The following is a 19,452-nucleotide window of genomic DNA, read 5'->3' on the forward strand; positions in this document are numbered from 1 at the left end:
CGGTGCCGCGCGGACGCCCGCGGGGACGCCGCCCCGCCGCGGTCCTGACGTCGTGCGGGGTCTGCGCGGCACTCGCCGGTTCGCTGCTGCTGTGGGCCGAGCCGGCCCGGCTCGCGGACGCGGGGGCGCTGCCGGGGCTCGTCCCGGACCGTGCCGGGGCGCAGCCCGCCGCGCTCCCCCCGTCGCCGCCTCAGCTCCTCACCCTGCCCGGCCGGTCGCGGACCCCGGTGGTGCCCGTGGCGGCCGGGGCGGACGGGGCGCTGCGCCTGCCCGAGGCGCCGGACGAACTCGGCTGGTGGTCGCTCGGCGCCCAGCCGGGCGCCCCGCGCGGCACGGTGCTCATCGCCGGTCATGTGGACACGGCGGACGGCGGGCCCGGGGCGTTCGCCGCGCTCGCGGACGTCCCGGTCGCGGACCGGGGCGGGGTCACCACGGCGGACGGGCGGCGGCACGGGTACCGGATCCCCGCGCGCCGCGTGTACGACGGGGACGCCCTGCCCGCCGACCTGTTCACCACGACGGGCCCCGCCCGGCTCGCGCTCGTCACGTGCGCGGGCCCGTACGACGACCGGGCCGGCCGTTACGAGCAGAACCTCGTCCTCTACGGGCAACCCGTCTAGCCCGCCCGCTTCCCCCGCCCGCACCGCCTGGGGCGGGGGTGGGCCATGTTTCCGCCGCGCACGGCCGGTTACCCGGTGGTGCACGGCCATCACCGCGAAGTGCTAGGGAAAGGCAGGGAGTCATGGGTCACGAGGGAGACATCATCCGGGAACTGGTCACCGATCACGGCGAGGTCGAGGAGATGTTCCGTGAGATCGAGCGCCTGCCGCGGGGCGAGAAGCGGCGGAAGCTGCTGGCGGATCAGGTGACCATCGAGCTGATCCGGCACTCGATCGCGGAAGAGGTGCACCTGTACCCGGCCGTCCGCGAGCACCTCACGGACGGCGACCGCATCGCGGACAAGGAGATCGACGACCACGCGACCGCCGAGCAGATCATGAAGGAGCTGGAGGGCCACGACGCGGACGATCCCGAATTCGACCGGCTGATCGACCAGTTGATGATGGAGATCCGCAGCCACATCCAGGACGAGGAGGACAACCTCTTCCCGGCGCTGCGACTGTCGTGCCCGGAGGAGGAGTTGGAGCGGCTCGGTGACAAGGCGCGGCACACCAAGAAGACGGCGCCGACCCGCCCGCACCCCGCCGCCCCCGACAAGCCGCCGTTCAACAAGCTGCTCGCGCCCGGCACCGGCCTCGTGGACCGCGCCCGCGACGCCCTCTCGGGACGCGGCAAGGAGCAGTAGCGGGAAGGGCCGGCCAGGAGCGGGCCGCCGCCGCGCCGGCGGCCCGCTCCTCGCCGGCGGGACGGCCGGGGGCCCAGGGGCCGGGGGAGTGTTTGCTGGCCGTCGCGGGGGCTCGGAGATGTGTATAAGAAGCAAGTTCAGTCGGGGGCGGTGACGCCGAGGGCGCGGGCGACGACCACGTGCACCAACTGGTCGTGGGGCGCGCGGTTCTCCGTCAGCCGGTCCAGGTCACCGGGGCCGAACCACCCGAAGCGCGGGTGCTTGGCCCATTCCAGGTCGGGGCGGTCGAGGTCGCCGTCCACCTCGACCACGTAGTCCGCCTCGTGCCGCACCCCGAGGCCGTCGTCGCCCCGCCACGTGATCACGCCGAGGAACCGGCGCACCCGGCACACGCGCCCGGCCGGTCTCCTCGGCGACCTCGCGGACCAGGCAGCCGAGCGGGCTCTCGCCCGGCTCGACATGGCCGCCCACCAGATCCCAGCAGTCCGGGAAGGCCGCCGGCCCAGGGCGCGGTACTGGGCGAACGCCTCGCCGCGCGCGTCGAGGATCACCGCGCCCACGACCCACGTCCGGCCGGGGTCCACGGCGGGGAACTCCACGCCCGCGTCCACCGTGACCCGGCCCGTGACCCCGCCGGGGTTCTCCTCCGTCACGCGGCCCACTCCGGGTCGGTGAAGTGCGGGGTCAGGCTGCCGGGCAGCACCTCGCGGCGGCACGCGCCGCACACCACGACCGGCTCCACCCGCGCGCCGCAGTCGTGCGCGAAGGTGACGGGCGGCACCTGCGTCAGGTAACGGTCGCCCCAGGCCATCAGGGTCAGCAGCACCGGCCGCAGGTCCTGGCCGGCCTGGGTCGGCCGGTACTCGAAGCGCTGGGGACGCTCGTTGTACGGGACCCGCTCCAGGACGCCCGCCTCGACCAGGCGGCGCAGCCGGGCGGCGAGGACGTCGCGCGGGGCGCCGACGTTGCGCGCGATGGCGTCGAACCGGCGGACGCCGAAGAAGATCTCCCGGAGCACGAGAACGGAGTACTTCTCGCCGATCACGCCGAGCGTGGCGGCGATCGAGCAGGGGCGCTGGGTCTTCATGCGGTCCAGCGTAAGCCACCCGCCCGAGTCCGTTTGATTTTCCAACCTACCCCGCTATAGTCGTACCCGCGAGTAGGTCCAGTTTTCAAACTCGCTGGTTTCTCCGTCTCGTTGTCCCCGCTCGTCAGCCTCAAGGAGGCGACCGCCATGCGCGACGCCGTCATCGTCGAAGCCGTCCGCACCCCCATCGGCAAGGGCAAGCCGAACGGGGCGCTCGCCGGTGTCCATCCCGTGGACCTCCTCGGCCACACGCTCCGCGCGCTCGTCGAGCGCAGCGGCATCGACCCCGCCCTCGTGGACGACGTGATCGGCGGCTGCGTCGATCAGGTCGCGGAACAGGCCATGAACACCACCCGGCTCGCCTGGCTCGGCGCCGGGCTGCCCGAGTCCGTGCCCGCCACCACGGTCGACCGGCAGTGCGGCTCCTCCCAGCAGGCCGCGCACTTCGCCGCGCAGGGCGTCATGTCCGGTGCCTACGACCTCGTCGTCGCCTGCGGCATCGAGTCCATGAGCCGGGTCCCGATGTGGTCCAACGTGCCGCCCGGCGCCGACCCGTTCGGCACCGCGCTCGCCGCCCGTTACCCCGAAGGGCTCGTCCCGCAGGGCATCAGCGCCGAACTCATCGCCGCCAAGTGGCCCGTCGGCCGCGAGCGGATGGACGAGTTCGCCGTCACCTCCCACCGCCGCGCCGCCGCCGCGCACGCCGCCGGCCTGTTCGCCGACGAGATCGTGCCCGTGCCGACCGAGGCCGGCCTCGTCACCGCCGACGAGTCCGTGCGCCCCGGCTCCACGCCCGAGGTCCTGGCCGGACTGCGCCCGTCGTTCGCCGACCCCGCCTACGCCGAGCGCTTCCCGCAGATCGAGTGGTCCGTCACGGCGGGCAACAGCTCCCCGATCAACGACGGCGCCTCCGCCGTGCTGATCACCAGCGGCGAGACCGCGCGACGCCTCGGCCTGCGCCCGCTCGCCCGTCTGCACACCTTCGCCGTCACCGGCTCCGACCCGCTGCTGATGCTGACCGGCGTCATTCCCGCGACCGAGAAGGTGCTGCGCCGGGCGGGACTGAAGCTGAGCGACATCGACCTGTTCGAGGTCAACGAGGCGTTCGCCAGCGTCGTCCTCGCCTGGCTCCAGGAGACCGGGGCCGACCCGGCCCGGCTCAACGTCAACGGTGGCGCCATCGCCCTCGGCCACCCGCTGGGCGCCAGCGGCACCCGCCTGATGACGACCCTGACGCACGCCATGCGGCAGCGCGGCGCGCGGTTCGCGCTCCAGACCATGTGCGAGGCGGGCGGCCTGGCGAACGCGACGATCCTGGAGAACCTCGCGACCGCCGACTGACCCGCCCACCGGGCGCCGGTCAGGCCGGGGGCACCGCGCTGTCGGGGGGCAGCGCGGTGCCCCGGGCGTACTGCGCCGCGAACTCCGCGTCGCCCAGGGCCTGCCGGGCGCGGGCGGTGATCCGGTCGATGTCGCCGCGTTCGGCCGGGGGCAGGGGAGCGCCCACCGTGGCGCGGGTCGCCGCCGCCGCGCCCAGGAGACGGGCGGCGACGGCCGCGTCGCCCGCCGCCGCGTGGGCGCCGGCCAGACCCTCCAGGGCCAGGGCCACCGCCCGGGGATCCCCGACCGAGCGGGCCGCCGCGTAGCCCTCCCGGTGCAGGCGCAGCGCCTCCCCGGCGTCGCCGCGCAGCTCCGCGACGAACCCCAGTTCGGCCAGGACGAACGCCACGCCCGACGTGCCGCGCACGCCGCCGAGCCAGGTCAGCCAGCCGCGCAGGTGCCGTTCCGCGTCGTCCAGGCGGCCCTGCCGCCGCGCCACCAGGCCGAGACCGACCTCGGCGAACTCCTCGGCCGGCTTGTCCGAATGCTCGATCGCCAACCGCCGCCCGCGCTCGTGGAGTTCCGCCGCCCGCGCCAGGTCGCCGGTGAGCAGCGCGATCCGGCCCAGGCCCGAGACGCGGAACGACGCCTCGGTCCACATGCCCAACTCCTCCGCCAGGCGCAGCCCTTCCCGCTGGAGTTCGGCCGCGCGCCGGTAGTCGCCGCCGATCTCGGCGAGGACGCCGAGCGCGTACCCGGCCTCCAGACGGCCCCAGGTGTCGTCCAGCGCGTCGAACAGCTCCAGGCTCCGCCGTGCGTCGCGCTCCATCCCGGCCAGGTCCGCCCGGCCCAGGCCCAGCCTGGCCCGGGTGGCGCGGGCCGCCGCCTCGCCCCAGCGGTCGCCCAGCGCGCGGAACGTGGTGAGCGCCCGGTCCACGGCGCGCCGGTGGGCGTCGTAGTCGCCGTAGGCCCAGTGCGTCAGCGTCAGGAACCACTCCGCGTACGCCCGCCCGGCCGGGTCGCCGGCCTCGTCGAACAGGGCCATCGCCCGCCGGCTGTCCACCGTGTGCCCTGTCGAGGCGGCCGTCACCCCGGCGTGCCAGGCCAGCGCCGCGGTCCGCGCGGCGGCCGGTGCCCGCCCCGGGACCGCCAGCGCCGTCGCCAGGGAACGGCGCGCCTCCCCGTTGCGCCCGCGCAGGAACCAGTACCAGGCCAGCGCGCCGACCAGCCGCAGCGCGCGGTCCGCCGCGCCCGTGGCCGCCAACCAGTCGAGCGCGGCGCGGAAGTTGGCGGCCTCCTCGTCCAGCCGCCGCAGCCACGCCAGTTGACCCGAGCCGCGCAGCAGCGGCGCCGCCCGTTCCGCCAACGCCGTGTAGTGCGCGGCGTGCCGGTCCCGCGCGGGTCCCTCCTCGCCCGCCTCGCGCAGCCGTTCCAGGGCGTACGCGGCGACCGACTCGAGCAGCCGGTACCGGCCGCCGTCCGCGACGACCAGCGAGCGATCCACCAGACGGGCGAGCAGTTCCATCGCGTCGGGCACCGCGCAGACGGCTTCCGCCGCGTCCAGGGCGCAGCCGTCCACGGCAACCGACAGCCGCCGCAGCGCGACGCGTTCGGGCTCGGTGAGCAGGTCCCAGCTCCAGTCCAGCACCGCGCGCAGCGTCCGCTGCCGGGCGGGCGCGTCCCGGCGCCCGGCGGCCAGCAGCCGGAACCTGTCGTCCAGCCGGGCGGCCAACTCCCGCACCCCCAGCGCCCGGACGCGGGTCGCGGCCAGTTCGAGGGCGAGCGGCATGCCGTCGAGGCGGCGGCAGATCGCCGCCACGGCCGCCGCGTTGTCCGCGTCCAGCGCGAACCCGGGCGCCGCCGCCCCCGCTCGGGCCACGAACAGCCGCACCGCGCTGAACTCCTCGGTGGCCGCCGTGCCGTCCGGTGGCGGCCGGAGCGGCTCCACGGCCTCCAGCCGCTCGCCGGTGACCCCGACCGGCTCCCGGCTGGGCGCCAGGATCCGCACCCCGGGCGCCGCCTTCAGCAGCCGCTGCGTCAGCCCGGCCACCGGCTCGACGACGTGCTCGCAGTTGTCCAGCACGAGCAACGTCCGCCGCGCGGCGAGGGCTTCGGCCAGCCGGTCGGCCAGCGGCACGCCCGAGGCGTTGTCGCGCACCCCGAGCACCGCGGCGACCGCGTCGACGACCTCCTTGTCCGTCACCGCCGCCAGCTCCACCAGCCACACGCCGTCCGGGAACTCCCCGCCAGCCGCCGCCCGTTCGGCCACCGCCAGGGCGAGCCGCGTCTTGCCCACCCCGCCCGGGCCGGTCAGGGTCACCAGCCGGGCCGAGGCGAGCGCCGACCCGGCGGCGGCGAGCGCGTCGTCGCGGCCGATGAGATCGCTCAGCGGCGCCGGCAGGTTGGTGCGCGCGCGGGTGGCCAGCGCCGGGTCGTGGCCGAGGATCCGCCGGTACAGGTCGGCGAGTTCGGGCCGGGGATCGACGCCCAGCTCCTCGGCCAGCGCGGTCCGCAGCTCCCCGTACGCGGCCAGCGCCGCGTCCTGCCGCCCCGCCCCGTACAACGCGCGCATCTGCGCGGCGCGCAACCGTTCCCGCAGCGGCTCGTGGGCGACCTGCTCGGCCAACTCGGCGACGAGCGCGTCGTGTTCACCCAGTTCGAGACGTGCCTCCGCCCGGTCCTCCAGCGCGGTCAGCCGCTGCTCCTCCAGCCGCGCCACAGCCGCCTCGGTGAACTCCTCGTCCGCGAAGTCCGCGTACGCCCGGCCGCGCCACAACTCCAGCGCCTCGCCCAGCAGCAGCGAACGCGCCCGGGGCTCCCCACCGGCCCCGGCCCGCGCCACCAGCGCGCCGAACCGGTGGGCGTCCACTGCCTCCGGCGCCGCGCGCAGCGCGTAACCGGCCGGGCCCAGCACCACCAGATCGCGGGCGCCTGGCTCCGCGTCGTTCAGCGCGCGGCGCAGTTGCGAGACGCGGGCCTGGAGCGTGCCGGCCGGGTTGCGCGGCGGGCGGTCGCGCCACAGGGCGTCGATCAGCCGGTCGGCCGGGACCGGCCGGCCCTCCGCCACCAGCAGGGCGGCGAGCAGCGCGCGGACCTTGGTGTCGGGCACGGTGACGGGCGTGCCGTCGTCCGTCCACACGGCCAGCGGGCCGAGCACCCCGAAACGCATTCCGCCAGGTTAACCGCGGGCCACGGGCCGGCCGCGCCGCGCCCGAAGTCCGCCCGTAGAGATCCCGAAGGCCCGCCGCGCAGAGTGCGACCCACACGGACGAACGAAGAGTGAAAGAAGGAACGTCATGGCGACACGCGAGCCGGTCACCGTCATCGGCCTGGGCGCGATGGGCTCGGCGATGGCCGGGGCCTTCCTGGCCGCCGGCCACCCCACCACCGTGTGGAACCGCACCCCGTCCCGCGCCGACGCCCTCGTGGCCAGGGGCGCCACCCTGGCCGCCTCGCCCGCCGAGGCGCTGGCCGCCGCCGGTGTCACCGTCCTCAGCCTGGTCGACTACCAGGCCATGTACGACATCCTCGGCACCACCGACCCCGCCGCGCTCGACGGCCGGGTCCTGGTCAACCTCAGCTCCGACTCGCCCGAGCGGCTGCGCGAGGCGGCCCGCTGGGCGGCCGGACACGGCGCCGAACTCCTCACCGGCGGCATCATGGTCCCGCCGCCCGGCATCGGACAGCCCGGCGCGTACACCTTCTACAGCGGCCAGAAGGCGGCGCTGGAGGCCCACCGCGCGACGCTGGAGGTCCTCAGCCGCGTCGACCACATCGGCACCGACCCCGGCCTGGCGATGCTGTACTACCAGGCGATGCTGCACATCTTCTGGTCCACGCTGACCAGTTACTTCCACGCCGCGGCCCTGCTCGGCACGGCCGGTACCGGTCCCGCCGCGCTGCGGCCCTATGTGGACGGCATGCTCGCCGACCTCGCCTCCGAAGGACCGATGGGCTTCCTCGGCATCGTGACCCGCGAGATCGAGGAAGGCGTGTACCCCGGCGGGGAGAACAACCTGCACATGCAGGCCGTCGGCGCCGAGCACATCGTGCACGCCTTCCGCGACGCGGGCATCGACACCGGCACCGCGACGGCCCTGCGCCGCCTCTTCGCCGCCGCCGACGCGGCCGGTCACGGCGCCGACGGCCTGACCAGCGTGATCGAGGTGATCAAGAAGCCGGTGTGAGACCCGTCATCCCAGCCCGAGCGGCGCCGACCGCGCCTTCGCGACGGCGTCGTCGTCGCCCGACAGCTCCACCCGGGCCGCCTCCTGCCGCCCGTAGGCGAACAGCAGCAGCTCTCCCGGGTCCCCGGTGACCGTCGCCACCGGCAGGCCCTTGCGCGCGACGACCGTCTGGCCGTTGGGCCGCCGCAGCACCAGACCGACCGGGCTGCGGCGGCCGAGCAGCTTCGCCACCGTCTCCAGCCGCTTCCACAGCGCGTCCGCGAACACCGGGTCCAGCGCGCGCGGCGCCCAGTCCGGCTGCGCCCGCCGCACGTCCTCGGCGTGGACGAAGAACTCCACCGTGTTCGCCGCCTCGTCGAGCTGCTTCAGCGCGAACGGCGACCGGCGCGGCGGACCCGTCCTGATGAGCTGGATCAGCTCGTCGTAGGGCCGGGCCGCCGTCTCGGCCCGCACCCGCTCGGCGCGCGTCGCCAGCGGCCGGACCACCACGGACGCGATCGGCTCCACGTTCCGCTCCCGCACCACCAGATGTGCCGCCAGATCACGGGCCGACCACCCCTCGCACAGGGTGGGCGCCTCCGGCCCCACGGTCTCCAACTGGTCCGCCAGCAGAAGGCGTTCGCGCTTCGCATGAGTCGACATGCGTTCACCCTACGGGCCACCGGGGTCCCGCGCCCGGTATACGTCCCCCGGAAGGGCGGCAGAATGAGGGCATGTCCAGCAGCACACCCGGCGCCCCCGGCACCCCCACCCTCGATCCGGCCATCGCCGCCCGCCTCAAGCGCACCGCCGACGGCCTCGTGCCCGCCATCGCCCAGCAGTACGACACCGGGGAGGTGCTCATGCTCGGCTGGATGAACGACGAGGCCCTGCGCCGCACCCTGACCACCGGCCGCTGCACCTACTGGAGCCGCAGCCGCCGCGAGTACTGGGTGAAGGGCGACACCTCGGGACACGTGCAGTACGTGAAGTCCGTGGCCCTCGACTGCGACGGCGACACCGTCCTCGTCCGCGTGGACCAGGTGGGCGCCGCCTGTCACACCGGGGACCGCACCTGCTTCGACGCCGGGCGCCTCCCGCTCGACACCCCCGGAAAGTAGGCTCGGCCGCCATGACGACGCCAGACCTCGCGCACTTCCGGATCCTCGCGAAGGACCGCCGGGTCATCCCGGTCACCCGCCGCCTCCTGGCCGACGGCGACACCCCGATCGGGCTCTACCGCAAGCTCGCGGGCGAGCGCCCCGGCACGTTCCTGCTGGAGTCCGCCGAGAACGGCCGCACGTGGTCCCGCTACTCGATCATCGGCGTCCGCAGCTCCGCCACCCTCACCGTCCGCGAGGACGGAACGGCGCGGTGGCTGGGCAGCCCGCCCGTCTTTGTGCCCACCACCGGCGACCCGCTGGACGTGCTCCGCCGGACCCTCCAGGCCCTGCACACCCCCAGCTCCCCGGAGCTGCCGCCCTTCACCGGCGGCATGGTCGGCTACCTCGGCTACGACATCGTCCGCCGCCTGGAATCCATCGGCGACAGCGCCGAGGACGACCTCGGACTGCCCGAGCTGACTATGCTGCTCGCCTCCGACGTCGCGGTCCTCGACCACCGCGACGGCACGGTCCTGCTGATCGCCAACGCGATAAACCACAACGACCTGGAGACCGGCGCCGACGAGGCGTGGGCCGACGCCGTCGCCCGCCTCGACGCGATGACCGCCGACCTCGCCCGGCCCGCGCCCGCCCTGCCGGTCGCCGAACTGCCCCCGTCCGAGCTGCCGTCCTACGAGGCGCTCTGGGGCGGCCCCGACTACCAGCGGGCCGTCGAGACCGCCAAGGAGTACATCCGGGCCGGCGACGCGTTCCAGGTCGTCCCCTCGCAGCGCTTCCAGACGCCGTGCCCGGCGAGCGCCCTCGACGTCTACCGGGTGCTGCGCGCGACCAACCCCAGCCCGTACATGTACCTGCTGCGCTTCGAGCACTGCGACGTCGTCGGCTCCAGCCCGGAGGCCCTGGTCAAGGTCGAGGACGGGCACGCCATGCTCCACCCCATCGCCGGCACCCGGCCGCGCGGCGCCACCCCGCAGGAGGACGCGGCACTCGGCGAGGAACTGCTGGCCGACCCCAAGGAGCGCGCCGAGCACCTGATGCTCGTCGACCTCGGCCGCAACGACCTCGGCCGCGTCTGCGCCCCCGGCAGCGTCGAGGTCGTCGACTTCATGGCGATCGAGCGCTACAGCCACGTGATGCACATCGTATCCACCGTCACCGGACGGCTGGCCGAGGGCCACACCGCCTTCGACGCGCTCACCGCCTGCTTCCCGGCCGGGACCCTCTCCGGCGCCCCCAAGCCCCGCGCGATGGAGATCATCGAGGAGCTGGAGCCCACCCGGCGCGGCGTCTACGGCGGCTGCGTCGGCTATCTCGACTTCGCCGGCGACGCCGACACGGCCATCGCCATCCGCACCGCGCTGCTCCGCGACGGCATGGCGTACGTGCAGGCCGGGGCCGGTGTGGTGGCCGACTCCGACCCGGTCGCCGAGGACACCGAGTGCCGGAACAAGGCCGCGGCCGTGCTCAGGGCGGTCGCCACCGCGGGGAAGCTGCGCGGTAGCGTGGACGGGTGACTCCCGACCCCGCCGACCCCGCGGACATCGGCCCCGCCGACCCCGACGGCCCAGACGGCCCCGGAACGGACACCCGGACCACCCCCGGAGCCCCCACGCCCACACCCTCACCACTCGGGTGTTAGTTCCTGGCGCACACACTCGTCGAGCTCCACGGTGTCGTGACACGTGATTGCGCCCGCTTTTTTGTTAAGAAGCCGGACCCCCGGGAGAGTTCCATTCGCCCCGCGGCAGCGTCGGATGGATGTGTATAAGAGCCAGCCCCCGGACCACCCCAGGATTCGGCACCGACACGGATGCCGCCCTCGGTCCCGACGACGACCCCGCCGACGCCGGTCCCGGCGTCGGCACGACCCGCCGCACGCTCGCCGTGGCGCTGCTCTCCGGCGCCGCCGGCGCCGCCGTCGTGCTGATCTCTGCGGGCCAGACGTGGGGCGAGGCCGAGACGGCCGTCGCCGGCGCCGAGCTGCCGGTGACCGCCAGCGGCAGCGCCGTCTCCGGCCTGCCCAGCGCCCTGGCCCTGGTCGGTCTCGCCTCCCTGGTCGCGGTCTTCGCGGTCCGCCGCACCGGCCGGGCCGTCGTCGCCTCCGTGCTGGCCCTCAGCGGGGCCGGCGCCATCGGCGCCGCGCTGCTCGGCTCGGGCGACACCGACGCGCTGGAGGCCAACGCCGCCGAGGCCATGGGCCTCACCCAGGCCGCCGTCACGGGCGTCAGCCACACCGGCTGGCCGTGGCTGTCGGCCCTGGGCGGCCTGCTGCTGCTGTGCGCCGGGCTGCTCGCGCTGAGCTACGGGCAGCAGTGGCCCGCGATGTCCGGCCGGTACGAGCGCCCCGGACGGCGGCCGGTCGCGGGACGGCGGACGGCCGGCGCCGGGACAGCCGGGGGCGCGACGGACCCGGACCGGCCGGAGGACATCTGGCGGGCCCTGGACCGGGGCGAGGACCCGACGTAGAACGCGTCACACCCGGGGGGACCCCGCCCGGGATCGCGGCAGCGGCCTGCCACAATGGCTGAGGGCGCGCTCAAGGCGGCGCCCCGCGAATCCTGACCGACGAGGAGCACACACATGCCGGGCCCTTACCACCACGGAAACTCTCCGGCCGCCTGGACCGGTGTCGTCATCGCCTTCATCGGGTTCGGCATCGGCGGTGCCTTCACGGTGATGGCCGAGCCCCTGGGCGGGGTGGGGGGCGCGGTCGTCGTCGGCCCCGGCGGGGTCGTCGGGCTGGTCCTGCGGGCCATGGGACACGGCCAGCCGCCGGCCAAGCTGCACGCCTCCCCGGCGCAGAAGGCCCAGGCGCAGGCCGCGGCGGCGGGCGTCACCGTCGGCGAGGACGGCGTGCCCCCGCCCGCCTCGTCGCCCGAGTCGGAGCGGTCGGCCGTCAACGGCTGACCGGCGACGGGGACCGGGCGGCGCCCCCTCGCCTCCACCGCCGCGCCGCTGGCGGCCCTGGCCGCCGCGGGCGCGGCGTTCGGCTGGGTGGCGGCCGTCGATCCGCGTGAGCCCGGCCACTACCCGGCCTGTCCCGTGCTGGCCCTCACCGGGCTGTACTGTCCCGCCTGCGGCGGGCTCCGCAGCGCCCACGACCTGGCGCACGGCGATCTGGCGGGCGCCCTGGGCGCGAACGCGGTGGCCGTCGCCGGTTTCGCCGCCCTGGCCGTGGGGCTGGTGGCGTGGCTGGTGCTGGTGTGGCGCGGGGCCGCGTTCACGCCCGTGATCCGTCCGGCGCACGGGTGGGCGGCCGGCGGGGCGCTCGCGGCGTTCACCGTGGTGAGGAATCTCCCGTTCGGCGCCGCGCTGATCCCCTGACCAGCGGCTTGACAGGCGGATGCGAACCCTCCGCCGTTTGGCGGATACCATCGAAGGGTCTGGTCGCCCGGACCAGACAGGAAGGGGCCGGTCGCGTGAGTGTGCTCGACGAGATCATCGAGGGAGTCCGCGAGGACCTCGCCGAGCGGCAGGCGCGGGTGAGCCTCGACGAGCTCAAGGAGTCCGCCGCGAAGGCCCCCGCGAGCAAGGACGGGGTGGCCGCGCTCAAGGGCGACAGCGTCACCGTGATCTGCGAGGTGAAGCGCTCCAGCCCGTCGAAGGGCGCGCTGGCCGCGATCGCCGACCCGGCCGGGCTCGCCGCCGACTACGAGGCGGGCGGCGCCGCGGCGATCTCCGTCCTGACCGAGGGCCGCCGCTTCGGCGGCTCCCTGGAGGACCTGGCCGCCGTCCGGGCCCGGGTGGACGTCCCGCTGCTGCGCAAGGACTTCGTCGTCACCTCCTACCAGCTCTGGGAGGCCCGCGCGTACGGCGCGGATCTGGTGCTGCTGATCGTCGCGGCGCTGGAGCAGGAGGCCCTCGTCTCCCTGGTCGAGCGGGCGGAGTCCATCGGGCTCACGCCGCTGGTCGAGGCGCACGACGAGGAAGAGGTGCGCCGCGCGGTCGACGCGGGCGCCAAGGTCATCGGCGTCAACGCGCGGAACCTGAAGACGCTCCAGGTGGACCGTTCCACCTTCGCCCGGGTCGCCCCGGAGATCCCCGACCACATCGTCAAGGTCGCGGAGTCCGGTGTGCGCGGCCCGCACGACCTGATCGCCTACGCCAACGAGGGCGCCGACGCCGTCCTGGTCGGCGAGTCCCTCGTGACCGGCCGCGACCCGCGCGCCGCCGTGGCCGACCTGGTCGCCGCCGGCGCCCACCCGGCCCTGCGCCAGGGACGCTGAGCACGGTGCGCGCGGCGAAGAACCCGTTCCGGGGCACGCGGCCACGCGGCTGCCGCGCCCCGGCCCGGCGTGTGCTGGGCCGCCGCGTGCGCTACCACATCGGCTGCGAGCCCGGTCAGATCAACGGGCGCCGATGGCCCGCCCGGTCCGGCGGCCCCACCCCGCGCCACTCCCGCGGCCTGCCGCGCGCCTGAGCCGGCGTCCGCCCTCCGGGTGGGCGTCCGCCCGGCCGTGACGCGGCCCGGAGGGGCGCGGCGGCGCGCGTTTCCGCCCATGGCGGTCCTCACGTCTCCGCCCGGCCCGGGTCCCGGCGTTTCGCCGTGCCCGCGCGCCGGCGCCGCCGTCGTACCGTCGTGGTCCGGCCGCGCGCGTCCGCCCCGACGTCCACCGCACCGACGTTCCCCGCACCACGCCTGAAAGGCAGAGGAACTGCATGTCCGCACATCACTTCTTCCCCGATCCCGAGGGTCAGGTCCCCGACGCCGGGGGCTACTTCGGCGACTTCGGCGGCACCTTCATCCCCGAGGCCCTGCGCGCCGCCGTCGAGGAGGTCGCCGCCGAGTACGAGAAGGCCAAGGCCGACCCGGCGTTCGCCGCCGAGCTGGACGATCTGCTCGTCCACTACACCGGCCGTCCCAGCCCGTTGACCGAGGTGCCGCGCTTCGCCGAACACGCGGGCGGCGCCCGGGTCTTCCTCAAGCGGGAGGACCTCAACCACACCGGCTCCCACAAGATCAACAACGTGCTGGGCCAGGCCCTCCTCACCCGCCGGATGGGCAAGACCCGCGTCATCGCGGAGACCGGCGCCGGTCAGCACGGCGTGGCGACCGCCACCGCCTGCGCGCTGTTCGGCCTCGACTGCACCATCTACATGGGCGAGATCGACACCCGGCGCCAGGCGCTGAACGTGGCCCGGATGCGCATCCTCGGCGCCGAGGTCATCCCGGTCACCTCCGGCAGCCGCACCCTGAAGGACGCGATCAACGAGGCGTTCCGCGACTGGGTGGCCAACGTGGAGCACACCCACTACCTGTTCGGCACGGTCGCCGGCCCGCATCCGTTCCCGACGCTGGTGCGCGACTTCCACCGCGTCATCGGGGTCGAGGCCCGCCGCCAGATCCAGGAGCGGGCCGGGCGGCTGCCCGACGCGGTCGTGGCGTGCGTGGGCGGCGGGTCGAACGCCATCGGCCTGTTCCACGCGTTCATCCCGGACACCGAGGTCCGTCTGGTGGGCTGCGAGGCCGCCGGGCACGGCGTCGAGTCCGGTGAGCACGCCGCGACCCTGACCGCGGGCGAGCCCGGCATCCTGCACGGCTCGCGGTCCTACGTCCTCCAGGACGACGAGGGGCAGATCACCGAGCCGTACTCGATCTCCGCCGGTCTCGACTACCCGGGCATCGGCCCCGAGCACGCCTACCTGAAGGACCTCGGCCGTGGCGAGTACCGCCCGGTCACGGACGACGAGGCGATGCGGGCGCTGCGGCTGCTGTCGCGCACCGAGGGCATCATCCCGGCCGTCGAGAGCGCCCACGCGCTGGCCGGCGCGCTGGACGTCGGCCGCGAGCTGGGGCCGGACGGCCTGATCGTGGTCAACCTCTCCGGCCGGGGGGACAAGGACATGGACACCGCCGCCCGCTACTTCGGGCTCTACGACGACGGAGACGACCAGTGAGCGGCGCGCCCCGGGCCGGGGACGGTGGATCGGTGACGGTTGGTGGGTTTGCCCGGGGGGCGGAGAAGCGAACGGAGGGTCCGGTGAGCGGCGCGCCCCGGGCCGGAGATGGTGGATCGGTGACGGTTGGTGGGTTCGCCCGGGGGGCGGAGAAGCGAACGGAGGGTCCGGTGAGCGGCGCGCCCCGGGCCGGAGACGGTGGATCGGTGACGGTTGGTGGGTTCGCCCGGGGGGCGGAGAAGCGAACGGTGGATTCGGTGAGCGGCGCGCCCCGGGCCGGAGACGGTGGATCGGTGACGGCTGGTGGGCTCGCCCGGGGGGCGGAGAAGCGAACGGAGGGTCCGGTGCGTGGGCAAGCGCGGGCGCTGGGTGCCGTGCTGGCGGGGGCCAGGGATGAGAACCGGGCCGCTCTCATCGGGTACTTCCCGGCCGGGTTCCCCACCCTGGAGGGCGGCATCCGGGCCGTGACCGCGATGGTCGAGGGCGGCTGCGACATCATCGAGATCGGTCTGCCGCACAGCGATCCGGTGCTGGACGGCCCGGTCATCCAGACCGCCGACGACATCGCGCTGCGCGGCGGCATCCGGATCTCCGGGGTGCTGCGCACGGTCCGCGAGGTGCGGGCGGCGACCGGCGTGCCGGTGCTGGTGATGACGTACTGGAACCCGGTGGACCGGTACGGTCCCGAGCGGTTCGCCGCCGAGCTGGCGGAGGCGGGCGGCGCGGGCTGCATCCTGCCGGACCTGCCGGTTGAGGAGTCGGAGGCGTGGCGGAAGGCGGCCGAACGGCACGGGCTGGCCACGGTGTTCGTCGTGGCGCCCAGCAGCAAGGACGCGCGGATCGCGGACATCACGGCGGCGGGCAGCGGCTTCGTCTACGCCGCGTCGCTGATGGGCGTGACCGGGACCCGGGAGTCCGTCGGCCGGGACGCGGCGGAGCTGGTCGGGCGTGTGCGGGGGACCCCCGAGCTGCCGGTGTGCGTCGGGCTCGGCGTGTCCGACGCGCGGCAGGCGGCGGAGGTCGCGGCGTTCGCGGACGGCGTGATCGTCGGATCGGCGTTCGTGCAGCGGCTGTTGGACCATCCGGACGACGAGGCGGCGGGGCTGGCGGCGTTGCGGTCGCTGGCCGCCGAGCTGGCGTCGGGCACCCGCAGGTAGCACGCGCGGCGCGGGGCGGTTCCCGGCCGGTACGCGGTGCGTACCGGCCGGGGGCGGCGCCCGCTACCCTCGTGACCATGGGGATTCAGGGGGCTGCGGAAAGCGCTTCGTGGCAGGCGCCGACGGCCGTGGAGCAGGGCCTGTACGAGGCGGGGAGCGGCGAGAACTGGCCCGTGTTCTTCGACATCCTGGCCGGTACGGACCTCTACTTCCCCATGTCCCGCGAGCTGATGGACGCCGTTCCCGGCAGCATCCCGTTCCGGCCGTTCCGCGACCCGAAGTTCGACGGGCTGGCGCTGGCCGTGTTCACGCGCGGCATGCTGGAACCGCCGGTCGGGGACCATGTGTTCGAGCGCAGCGATCTGCGGTCCCTGGCCCGGGTGTGGCCCAAGTCGGTGCGCTGGCTGGCGGTCAACCCCGGCACGCCGGTGGAGGCGTTCCTCCCGGCCGATCCCAAGCGCTGGAAGCGGCACGCCAAGAACCCGCCCACCGAGCCGCAGTTGAAGACGCTGTGGACCGGTGACCGGCACGGCCCGCTCGCGCACGGCATGGCGTGCGGCGCGATGCTGCTGGTGAACAACGGCTCGATCTGGAACCACCTCGGCTGGCAGTGGGGCGGCTACACCGAGGAGAAGGAACTGCTGCGCAAGTGGTGGGGTGTCACCGGCCGCGCCGAGTGGCTGGAGACCGTGGAGCGGCTGCTCAACGGTGAAGTGGTGTCCCCGGCGTGGGAGTTCGTGCTGCGGGTGCGGCAGGCGCTGGTCCTGGAGTACGGCGTGCTGCCGGAGGCGTCGCAGTGGCGCGAGACGGCCGAACGGGTGCTGGTGTCCCGGACCGCCGAGGTCGTGGACCAGACCGGCAGGCCGCCGGAGTTCGATCTCGACGCGGACATCGAGCTGGTGCAGGAGCTGATCGGCCGGGTGCTGCGGTACGAGGCCCGTTTCCGCGCGGACGGGCTGCTGGACGGCGGCCGGTGCGTCCGTTCGGTCATGGCCTGGGACTTCGGGCGCGCGTCGTGCATGGCACGTTGGGGCCTGGGCGCCCGGTACGGCGAACGGGACGAGACGGAGCGGGCGTTGCTGCGGGTGGGGGACGCCAGCCGCCAGGTGTACCGGTCGTGGGCGGAGTTCGCGGTCGGGTTCGTGCTGGGGCGCTGTCTGCACTTCGACAGCGAGGAGTTCGGCGACTGGTACACCGACATGGTGACCGTTCATCAGATTCTCAGCACCGAGCCGGACAGTCCGTGGCTGAGCGTGCCGTGGGAGCAGTCGCCGGCGGATCTCACGGAACGCTGACGGCCGCGCCGCGCCGCGCCTGCCCCGCCCGCGGGTGCGGGCTGGCTAGCGTGGCGGCATGCGCGTACTGGTCACCGGCGGAGCCGGGTTCATCGGATCGCACGTCGTGGCGGAGCTGCTGGCCCGTGGCCACCAGCCGTCCGTGCTCGACCTCGCCCCGCCGGAGCCGCCGGGACCCGGTGTGGAGTGGACGGTCGCGGACATCCGCGACCCGGCCGCGCTGGCGCGGGCGGTGCGCGGTGTGGACGCGGTCTGTCACCAGGCCGCGAAGGTGGGCCTGGGCAGGGACTTCGCGGACGCGCCCGACTACGTGAGCGTCAACGACCACGGAACGGCGCTGCTGCTGGCCGCGATGGCCGGGGCGGGGGTGGGCGGCCTGGTGCTGGCCGGGTCGATGGTGGTCTACGGCGAGGGCCGTTACGACTGCGTCCGGCACGGCCGGGTGCGGCCGGGGCCGCGCGCTCCCGGTGACCTGGCGGCGGGCCGTTTCGAGCCGCTGTGTCCCGGGTGCGGCGCGGAGTTGACGCCGGGCCTGGTGGAGGAGGACGCTCCGGCCGACCCGCGCAACGTGTACGCGACGACGAAGCTGGCGCAGGAGCACCTGGCCGCCGCCTGGGCCCGTTCGACGGGCGGCCGGGTGATCAGCCTGCGCTACCACAACGTGTACGGCGACCGGATGCCGCGCGACACCCCGTACGCCGGGGTGGCGTCCTTCTTCCGCTCGGCGCTGGAACGCGGCCTGCCGCCCCGGGTCTTCGAGGACGGCGCGCAGCGGCGGGACTTCGTGCACGTGGAGGACGTGGCGGCGGCCAACGCGGTGGCGCTGGCCGGTCTCGGCGAGGTGCCGGCCGGGACGCTGCGGGCGTACAACACGGGCAGCGGCGAGCCCCACACGGTGGGGGAGATGGCGCGTGCCCTGGCCTTGGCGTTCGGCGGCCCGGAGCCGGTGGTCACCGGCGCGTACCGGCTGGGCGACGTCCGCCACATCACGGCCAGTTCGGCGCGGTTGCGGGACGAACTGGACTGGCGTCCGCGGGTGGCCTTCGACGAGGGCATGGCCCGCTTCGCCAAGTCGCCGCTGCGGTGAGGGGCTTCTCGCGGGCGGCGCCCCCGGCCGCGGGCCGGGTGGTGCTCAACCGCCGTCCGCCGCACCGGTGATGCGCGGCAGCAGGTCGTCCGTCGCGTTGGCGCCGGTGATCACCAGGGCGGTCACGCCGTCCCGGCCGTCACCGGCGTACTCCGGGTGGTCCAGCAGCGCCGCCATCGCCGCCGCGCCCGAGGGCTCGGTGAGCACCCCGCAGGAGTCCCACAGCGCGCGGGCGGCGGTCAGCAGTCGGTCCTCCCCGACGAGCACGAACTCGTCGAGCACCGCCCGCAGTACGCCGACCGCCTGCGGCACCGGGACCCGGGCGCACAGGCCCTCGGCGATTGTCCGGAACGGCGGCCCGGGTACCAACTCCCCGGTGGACCAGGCCCGTTGGGTCGCGGGGGCGGCAGCGGGGCCGATGCCGATCACCTGGGTGTCCGGGCTGACCGCCCGCAGCCAGGTGCCGAGGCCGCAGGCCAGCGATCCGTTGCCGACCGGCACCAGCACCCGGCGCAGCTCCGGGCCGTGGCGGCGGGCCAGTTCGACGGCGATCGAGGCGGCGCCCTCGGCGAGGGCCGGTTCGCGGCCGTCCTCCACCAGCCGCCAGCCGTGTTCCGCCGCGAGCCGCGCCGCACGCTCCTTCGCCGCGTCGAAGTCGCCGTCCACCAGGTGCACATGGGCACCGAGCCGCTGGACGCGCCGCAGTTTCACCGGGTTCGCGGTCCGGGCCGCGACGACATGCGCCGCCCGGCCGTGCCGCCGCGCCCCGTAGGCCACGCCCTGGCCGAGGTTGCCCGCCGAGGCGCAGACCAGCACCTCGCCCGGCGCCGCGCGGCGGCCCAGCCAGTCCCCGCCGCGCCCCTTGAAGGAGCGGACGGGATTGAGGGTTTCGAGCTTCAGCACCACCCCGGGGCGCAGCGTGACCTCCGGGCTGTCGCGGAACACGGGATCGATGACGCGCGCGGCCTCCTCGACGGCGGCGAGCGATATGTCGAACGGCACGCTGGGACCG

At 75.1% G+C, this 19,452-nt stretch carries 20 protein-coding genes; 15 read left to right on the forward strand and 5 right to left on the reverse strand.

Annotation, left to right across the window (positions count from 1 at the left end):
- The first annotated feature begins 2 nt into the window (after positions 1–2).
- Positions 3–620 carry a class F sortase gene (locus BN2279_RS13275; RefSeq protein WP_059009167.1) on the forward strand — a complete coding sequence of 206 codons (618 nt, stop codon included), beginning with the start codon at positions 3–5 and terminating at the stop codon, positions 618–620.
- A gap of 122 nt (positions 621–742) precedes the next feature.
- On the forward strand, positions 743–1,306 hold the full coding sequence (locus BN2279_RS13280; protein WP_059009168.1) for a hemerythrin domain-containing protein: 564 nt from the start codon (positions 743–745) through the stop codon (positions 1,304–1,306).
- Between the two features lie 228 nt (positions 1,307–1,534).
- Here the strand turns inward: BN2279_RS13280 and BN2279_RS13285 are convergent, their stop codons facing one another.
- Both BN2279_RS13285 and BN2279_RS13290 read right to left on the reverse strand, forming a co-directional pair.
- Complete coding sequence (locus BN2279_RS13285) at positions 1,535–1,873, reverse strand: NUDIX domain-containing protein (RefSeq protein WP_324612833.1); 339 nt, start codon at positions 1,871–1,873, stop codon at positions 1,535–1,537.
- A gap of 82 nt (positions 1,874–1,955) precedes the next feature.
- Positions 1,956–2,393: a winged helix-turn-helix transcriptional regulator gene (locus BN2279_RS13290; RefSeq protein WP_059009170.1), complete on the reverse strand. Its 438-nt coding sequence runs from the start codon at positions 2,391–2,393 to the stop codon at positions 1,956–1,958.
- A 147-nt stretch (positions 2,394–2,540) separates the two neighbouring features.
- On the opposite strand from BN2279_RS13290, the gene BN2279_RS13295 reads away from it, so the two are divergent.
- On the forward strand, positions 2,541–3,734 hold the full coding sequence (locus tag BN2279_RS13295; protein ID WP_059009172.1) for a thiolase family protein: 1,194 nt from the start codon (positions 2,541–2,543) through the stop codon (positions 3,732–3,734).
- Between the two features lie 19 nt (positions 3,735–3,753).
- Here the strand turns inward: BN2279_RS13295 and BN2279_RS13300 are convergent, their stop codons facing one another.
- Positions 3,754–6,882 (reverse strand): ATP-binding protein, encoded by a 3,129-nt coding sequence (locus tag BN2279_RS13300; protein ID WP_059009174.1) that lies wholly within the window; start codon positions 6,880–6,882, stop codon positions 3,754–3,756.
- A 127-nt stretch (positions 6,883–7,009) separates the two neighbouring features.
- Between BN2279_RS13300 and BN2279_RS13305 the strand changes: the two genes are divergently transcribed.
- Entirely contained in the window at positions 7,010–7,900 is an 891-nt protein-coding gene (locus BN2279_RS13305; protein ID WP_059009176.1) for an NAD(P)-dependent oxidoreductase, read from the forward strand.
- Positions 7,901–7,906: 6 nt separating this feature from the next.
- Here the strand turns inward: BN2279_RS13305 and BN2279_RS13310 are convergent, their stop codons facing one another.
- A complete protein-coding gene (locus BN2279_RS13310; protein WP_059009178.1) occupies positions 7,907–8,542 on the reverse strand; it encodes a TIGR03085 family metal-binding protein in 636 nt (211 codons plus the stop codon).
- A gap of 71 nt (positions 8,543–8,613) precedes the next feature.
- Between BN2279_RS13310 and hisI the strand changes: the two genes are divergently transcribed.
- The 11 genes from hisI to BN2279_RS13365 all read left to right on the forward strand — a co-directional run bounded on the left by hisI (position 8,614) and on the right by BN2279_RS13365 (position 18,440).
- Positions 8,614–9,000 (forward strand): phosphoribosyl-AMP cyclohydrolase, encoded by a 387-nt coding sequence (gene hisI, locus BN2279_RS13315; RefSeq protein WP_059009181.1) that lies wholly within the window; start codon positions 8,614–8,616, stop codon positions 8,998–9,000.
- A gap of 11 nt (positions 9,001–9,011) precedes the next feature.
- A complete protein-coding gene (locus BN2279_RS13320; protein WP_059009183.1) occupies positions 9,012–10,517 on the forward strand; it encodes an anthranilate synthase component I in 1,506 nt (501 codons plus the stop codon).
- A 244-nt stretch (positions 10,518–10,761) separates the two neighbouring features.
- The gene (locus BN2279_RS13325) at positions 10,762–11,469 is read left to right on the forward strand and encodes a TIGR02234 family membrane protein (protein WP_079032125.1); all 708 of its coding nucleotides are present in this window, start codon (positions 10,762–10,764) and stop codon (positions 11,467–11,469) included.
- A 114-nt stretch (positions 11,470–11,583) separates the two neighbouring features.
- Entirely contained in the window at positions 11,584–11,910 is a 327-nt protein-coding gene (locus tag BN2279_RS29905; protein WP_199827716.1) for an HGxxPAAW family protein, read from the forward strand.
- 48 nt (positions 11,911–11,958) lie between these two features.
- Positions 11,959–12,327: a DUF2752 domain-containing protein gene (locus BN2279_RS13335; RefSeq protein WP_059009185.1), complete on the forward strand. Its 369-nt coding sequence runs from the start codon at positions 11,959–11,961 to the stop codon at positions 12,325–12,327.
- Between the two features lie 95 nt (positions 12,328–12,422).
- Entirely contained in the window at positions 12,423–13,229 is an 807-nt protein-coding gene (gene trpC / locus BN2279_RS13340) for an indole-3-glycerol phosphate synthase TrpC (protein ID WP_059009187.1), read from the forward strand.
- 5 nt (positions 13,230–13,234) lie between these two features.
- Complete coding sequence (trpM, locus tag BN2279_RS13345; protein WP_079032126.1) at positions 13,235–13,423, forward strand: tryptophan biosynthesis modulator TrpM; 189 nt, start codon at positions 13,235–13,237, stop codon at positions 13,421–13,423.
- 239 nt (positions 13,424–13,662) lie between these two features.
- Positions 13,663–14,901 carry a tryptophan synthase subunit beta gene (gene trpB / locus BN2279_RS13350; RefSeq protein WP_059009189.1) on the forward strand — a complete coding sequence of 413 codons (1,239 nt, stop codon included), beginning with the start codon at positions 13,663–13,665 and terminating at the stop codon, positions 14,899–14,901.
- Positions 14,902–15,245: 344 nt separating this feature from the next.
- On the forward strand, positions 15,246–16,058 hold the full coding sequence (trpA, locus tag BN2279_RS13355) for a tryptophan synthase subunit alpha (protein WP_059009190.1): 813 nt from the start codon (positions 15,246–15,248) through the stop codon (positions 16,056–16,058).
- A 77-nt stretch (positions 16,059–16,135) separates the two neighbouring features.
- A complete protein-coding gene (locus BN2279_RS13360) occupies positions 16,136–17,353 on the forward strand; it encodes a DUF1266 domain-containing protein (protein ID WP_079032169.1) in 1,218 nt (405 codons plus the stop codon).
- 58 nt (positions 17,354–17,411) lie between these two features.
- The gene (locus tag BN2279_RS13365) at positions 17,412–18,440 is read left to right on the forward strand and encodes an NAD-dependent epimerase/dehydratase family protein (RefSeq protein ID WP_059009194.1); all 1,029 of its coding nucleotides are present in this window, start codon (positions 17,412–17,414) and stop codon (positions 18,438–18,440) included.
- Between the two features lie 45 nt (positions 18,441–18,485).
- On the opposite strand, the gene BN2279_RS13370 is transcribed toward BN2279_RS13365, so the two are convergent.
- Positions 18,486–19,442: a threonine ammonia-lyase gene (locus BN2279_RS13370; protein ID WP_059009197.1), complete on the reverse strand. Its 957-nt coding sequence runs from the start codon at positions 19,440–19,442 to the stop codon at positions 18,486–18,488.
- Positions 19,443–19,452: the final 10 nt, after the last annotated feature.

Source organism: Streptomyces specialis, from assembly GCF_001493375.1.
Taxonomy (GTDB): domain Bacteria; phylum Actinomycetota; class Actinomycetes; order Streptomycetales; family Streptomycetaceae; genus Streptomyces; species Streptomyces specialis.

What these genes read in the sequence shown, in the direction of transcription:
- BN2279_RS13280 (WP_059009168.1), top strand. Translation starts at nt 743, where the DNA reads ATGGGTCACGAGGGAGACATCATCCGGGAACTGGTCACCGATCACGGC.
- BN2279_RS13290 (WP_059009170.1), bottom strand. Translation starts at nt 2,393, where the DNA reads ATGAAGACCCAGCGCCCCTGCTCGATCGCCGCCACGCTCGGCGTGATC.
- BN2279_RS13295 (WP_059009172.1), top strand. Translation starts at nt 2,541, where the DNA reads ATGCGCGACGCCGTCATCGTCGAAGCCGTCCGCACCCCCATCGGCAAG.
- BN2279_RS13300 (WP_059009174.1), bottom strand. Translation starts at nt 6,882, where the DNA reads ATGCGTTTCGGGGTGCTCGGCCCGCTGGCCGTGTGGACGGACGACGGC.
- BN2279_RS13305 (WP_059009176.1), top strand. Translation starts at nt 7,010, where the DNA reads ATGGCGACACGCGAGCCGGTCACCGTCATCGGCCTGGGCGCGATGGGC.
- BN2279_RS13310 (WP_059009178.1), bottom strand. Translation starts at nt 8,542, where the DNA reads ATGTCGACTCATGCGAAGCGCGAACGCCTTCTGCTGGCGGACCAGTTG.
- hisI (WP_059009181.1), top strand. Translation starts at nt 8,614, where the DNA reads ATGTCCAGCAGCACACCCGGCGCCCCCGGCACCCCCACCCTCGATCCG.
- BN2279_RS13320 (WP_059009183.1), top strand. Translation starts at nt 9,012, where the DNA reads ATGACGACGCCAGACCTCGCGCACTTCCGGATCCTCGCGAAGGACCGC.
- BN2279_RS13325 (WP_079032125.1), top strand. Translation starts at nt 10,762, where the DNA reads ATGTGTATAAGAGCCAGCCCCCGGACCACCCCAGGATTCGGCACCGAC.
- BN2279_RS29905 (WP_199827716.1), top strand. Translation starts at nt 11,584, where the DNA reads ATGCCGGGCCCTTACCACCACGGAAACTCTCCGGCCGCCTGGACCGGT.
- trpB (WP_059009189.1), top strand. Translation starts at nt 13,663, where the DNA reads ATGTCCGCACATCACTTCTTCCCCGATCCCGAGGGTCAGGTCCCCGAC.
- BN2279_RS13360 (WP_079032169.1), top strand. Translation starts at nt 16,136, where the DNA reads ATGGGGATTCAGGGGGCTGCGGAAAGCGCTTCGTGGCAGGCGCCGACG.
- BN2279_RS13365 (WP_059009194.1), top strand. Translation starts at nt 17,412, where the DNA reads ATGCGCGTACTGGTCACCGGCGGAGCCGGGTTCATCGGATCGCACGTC.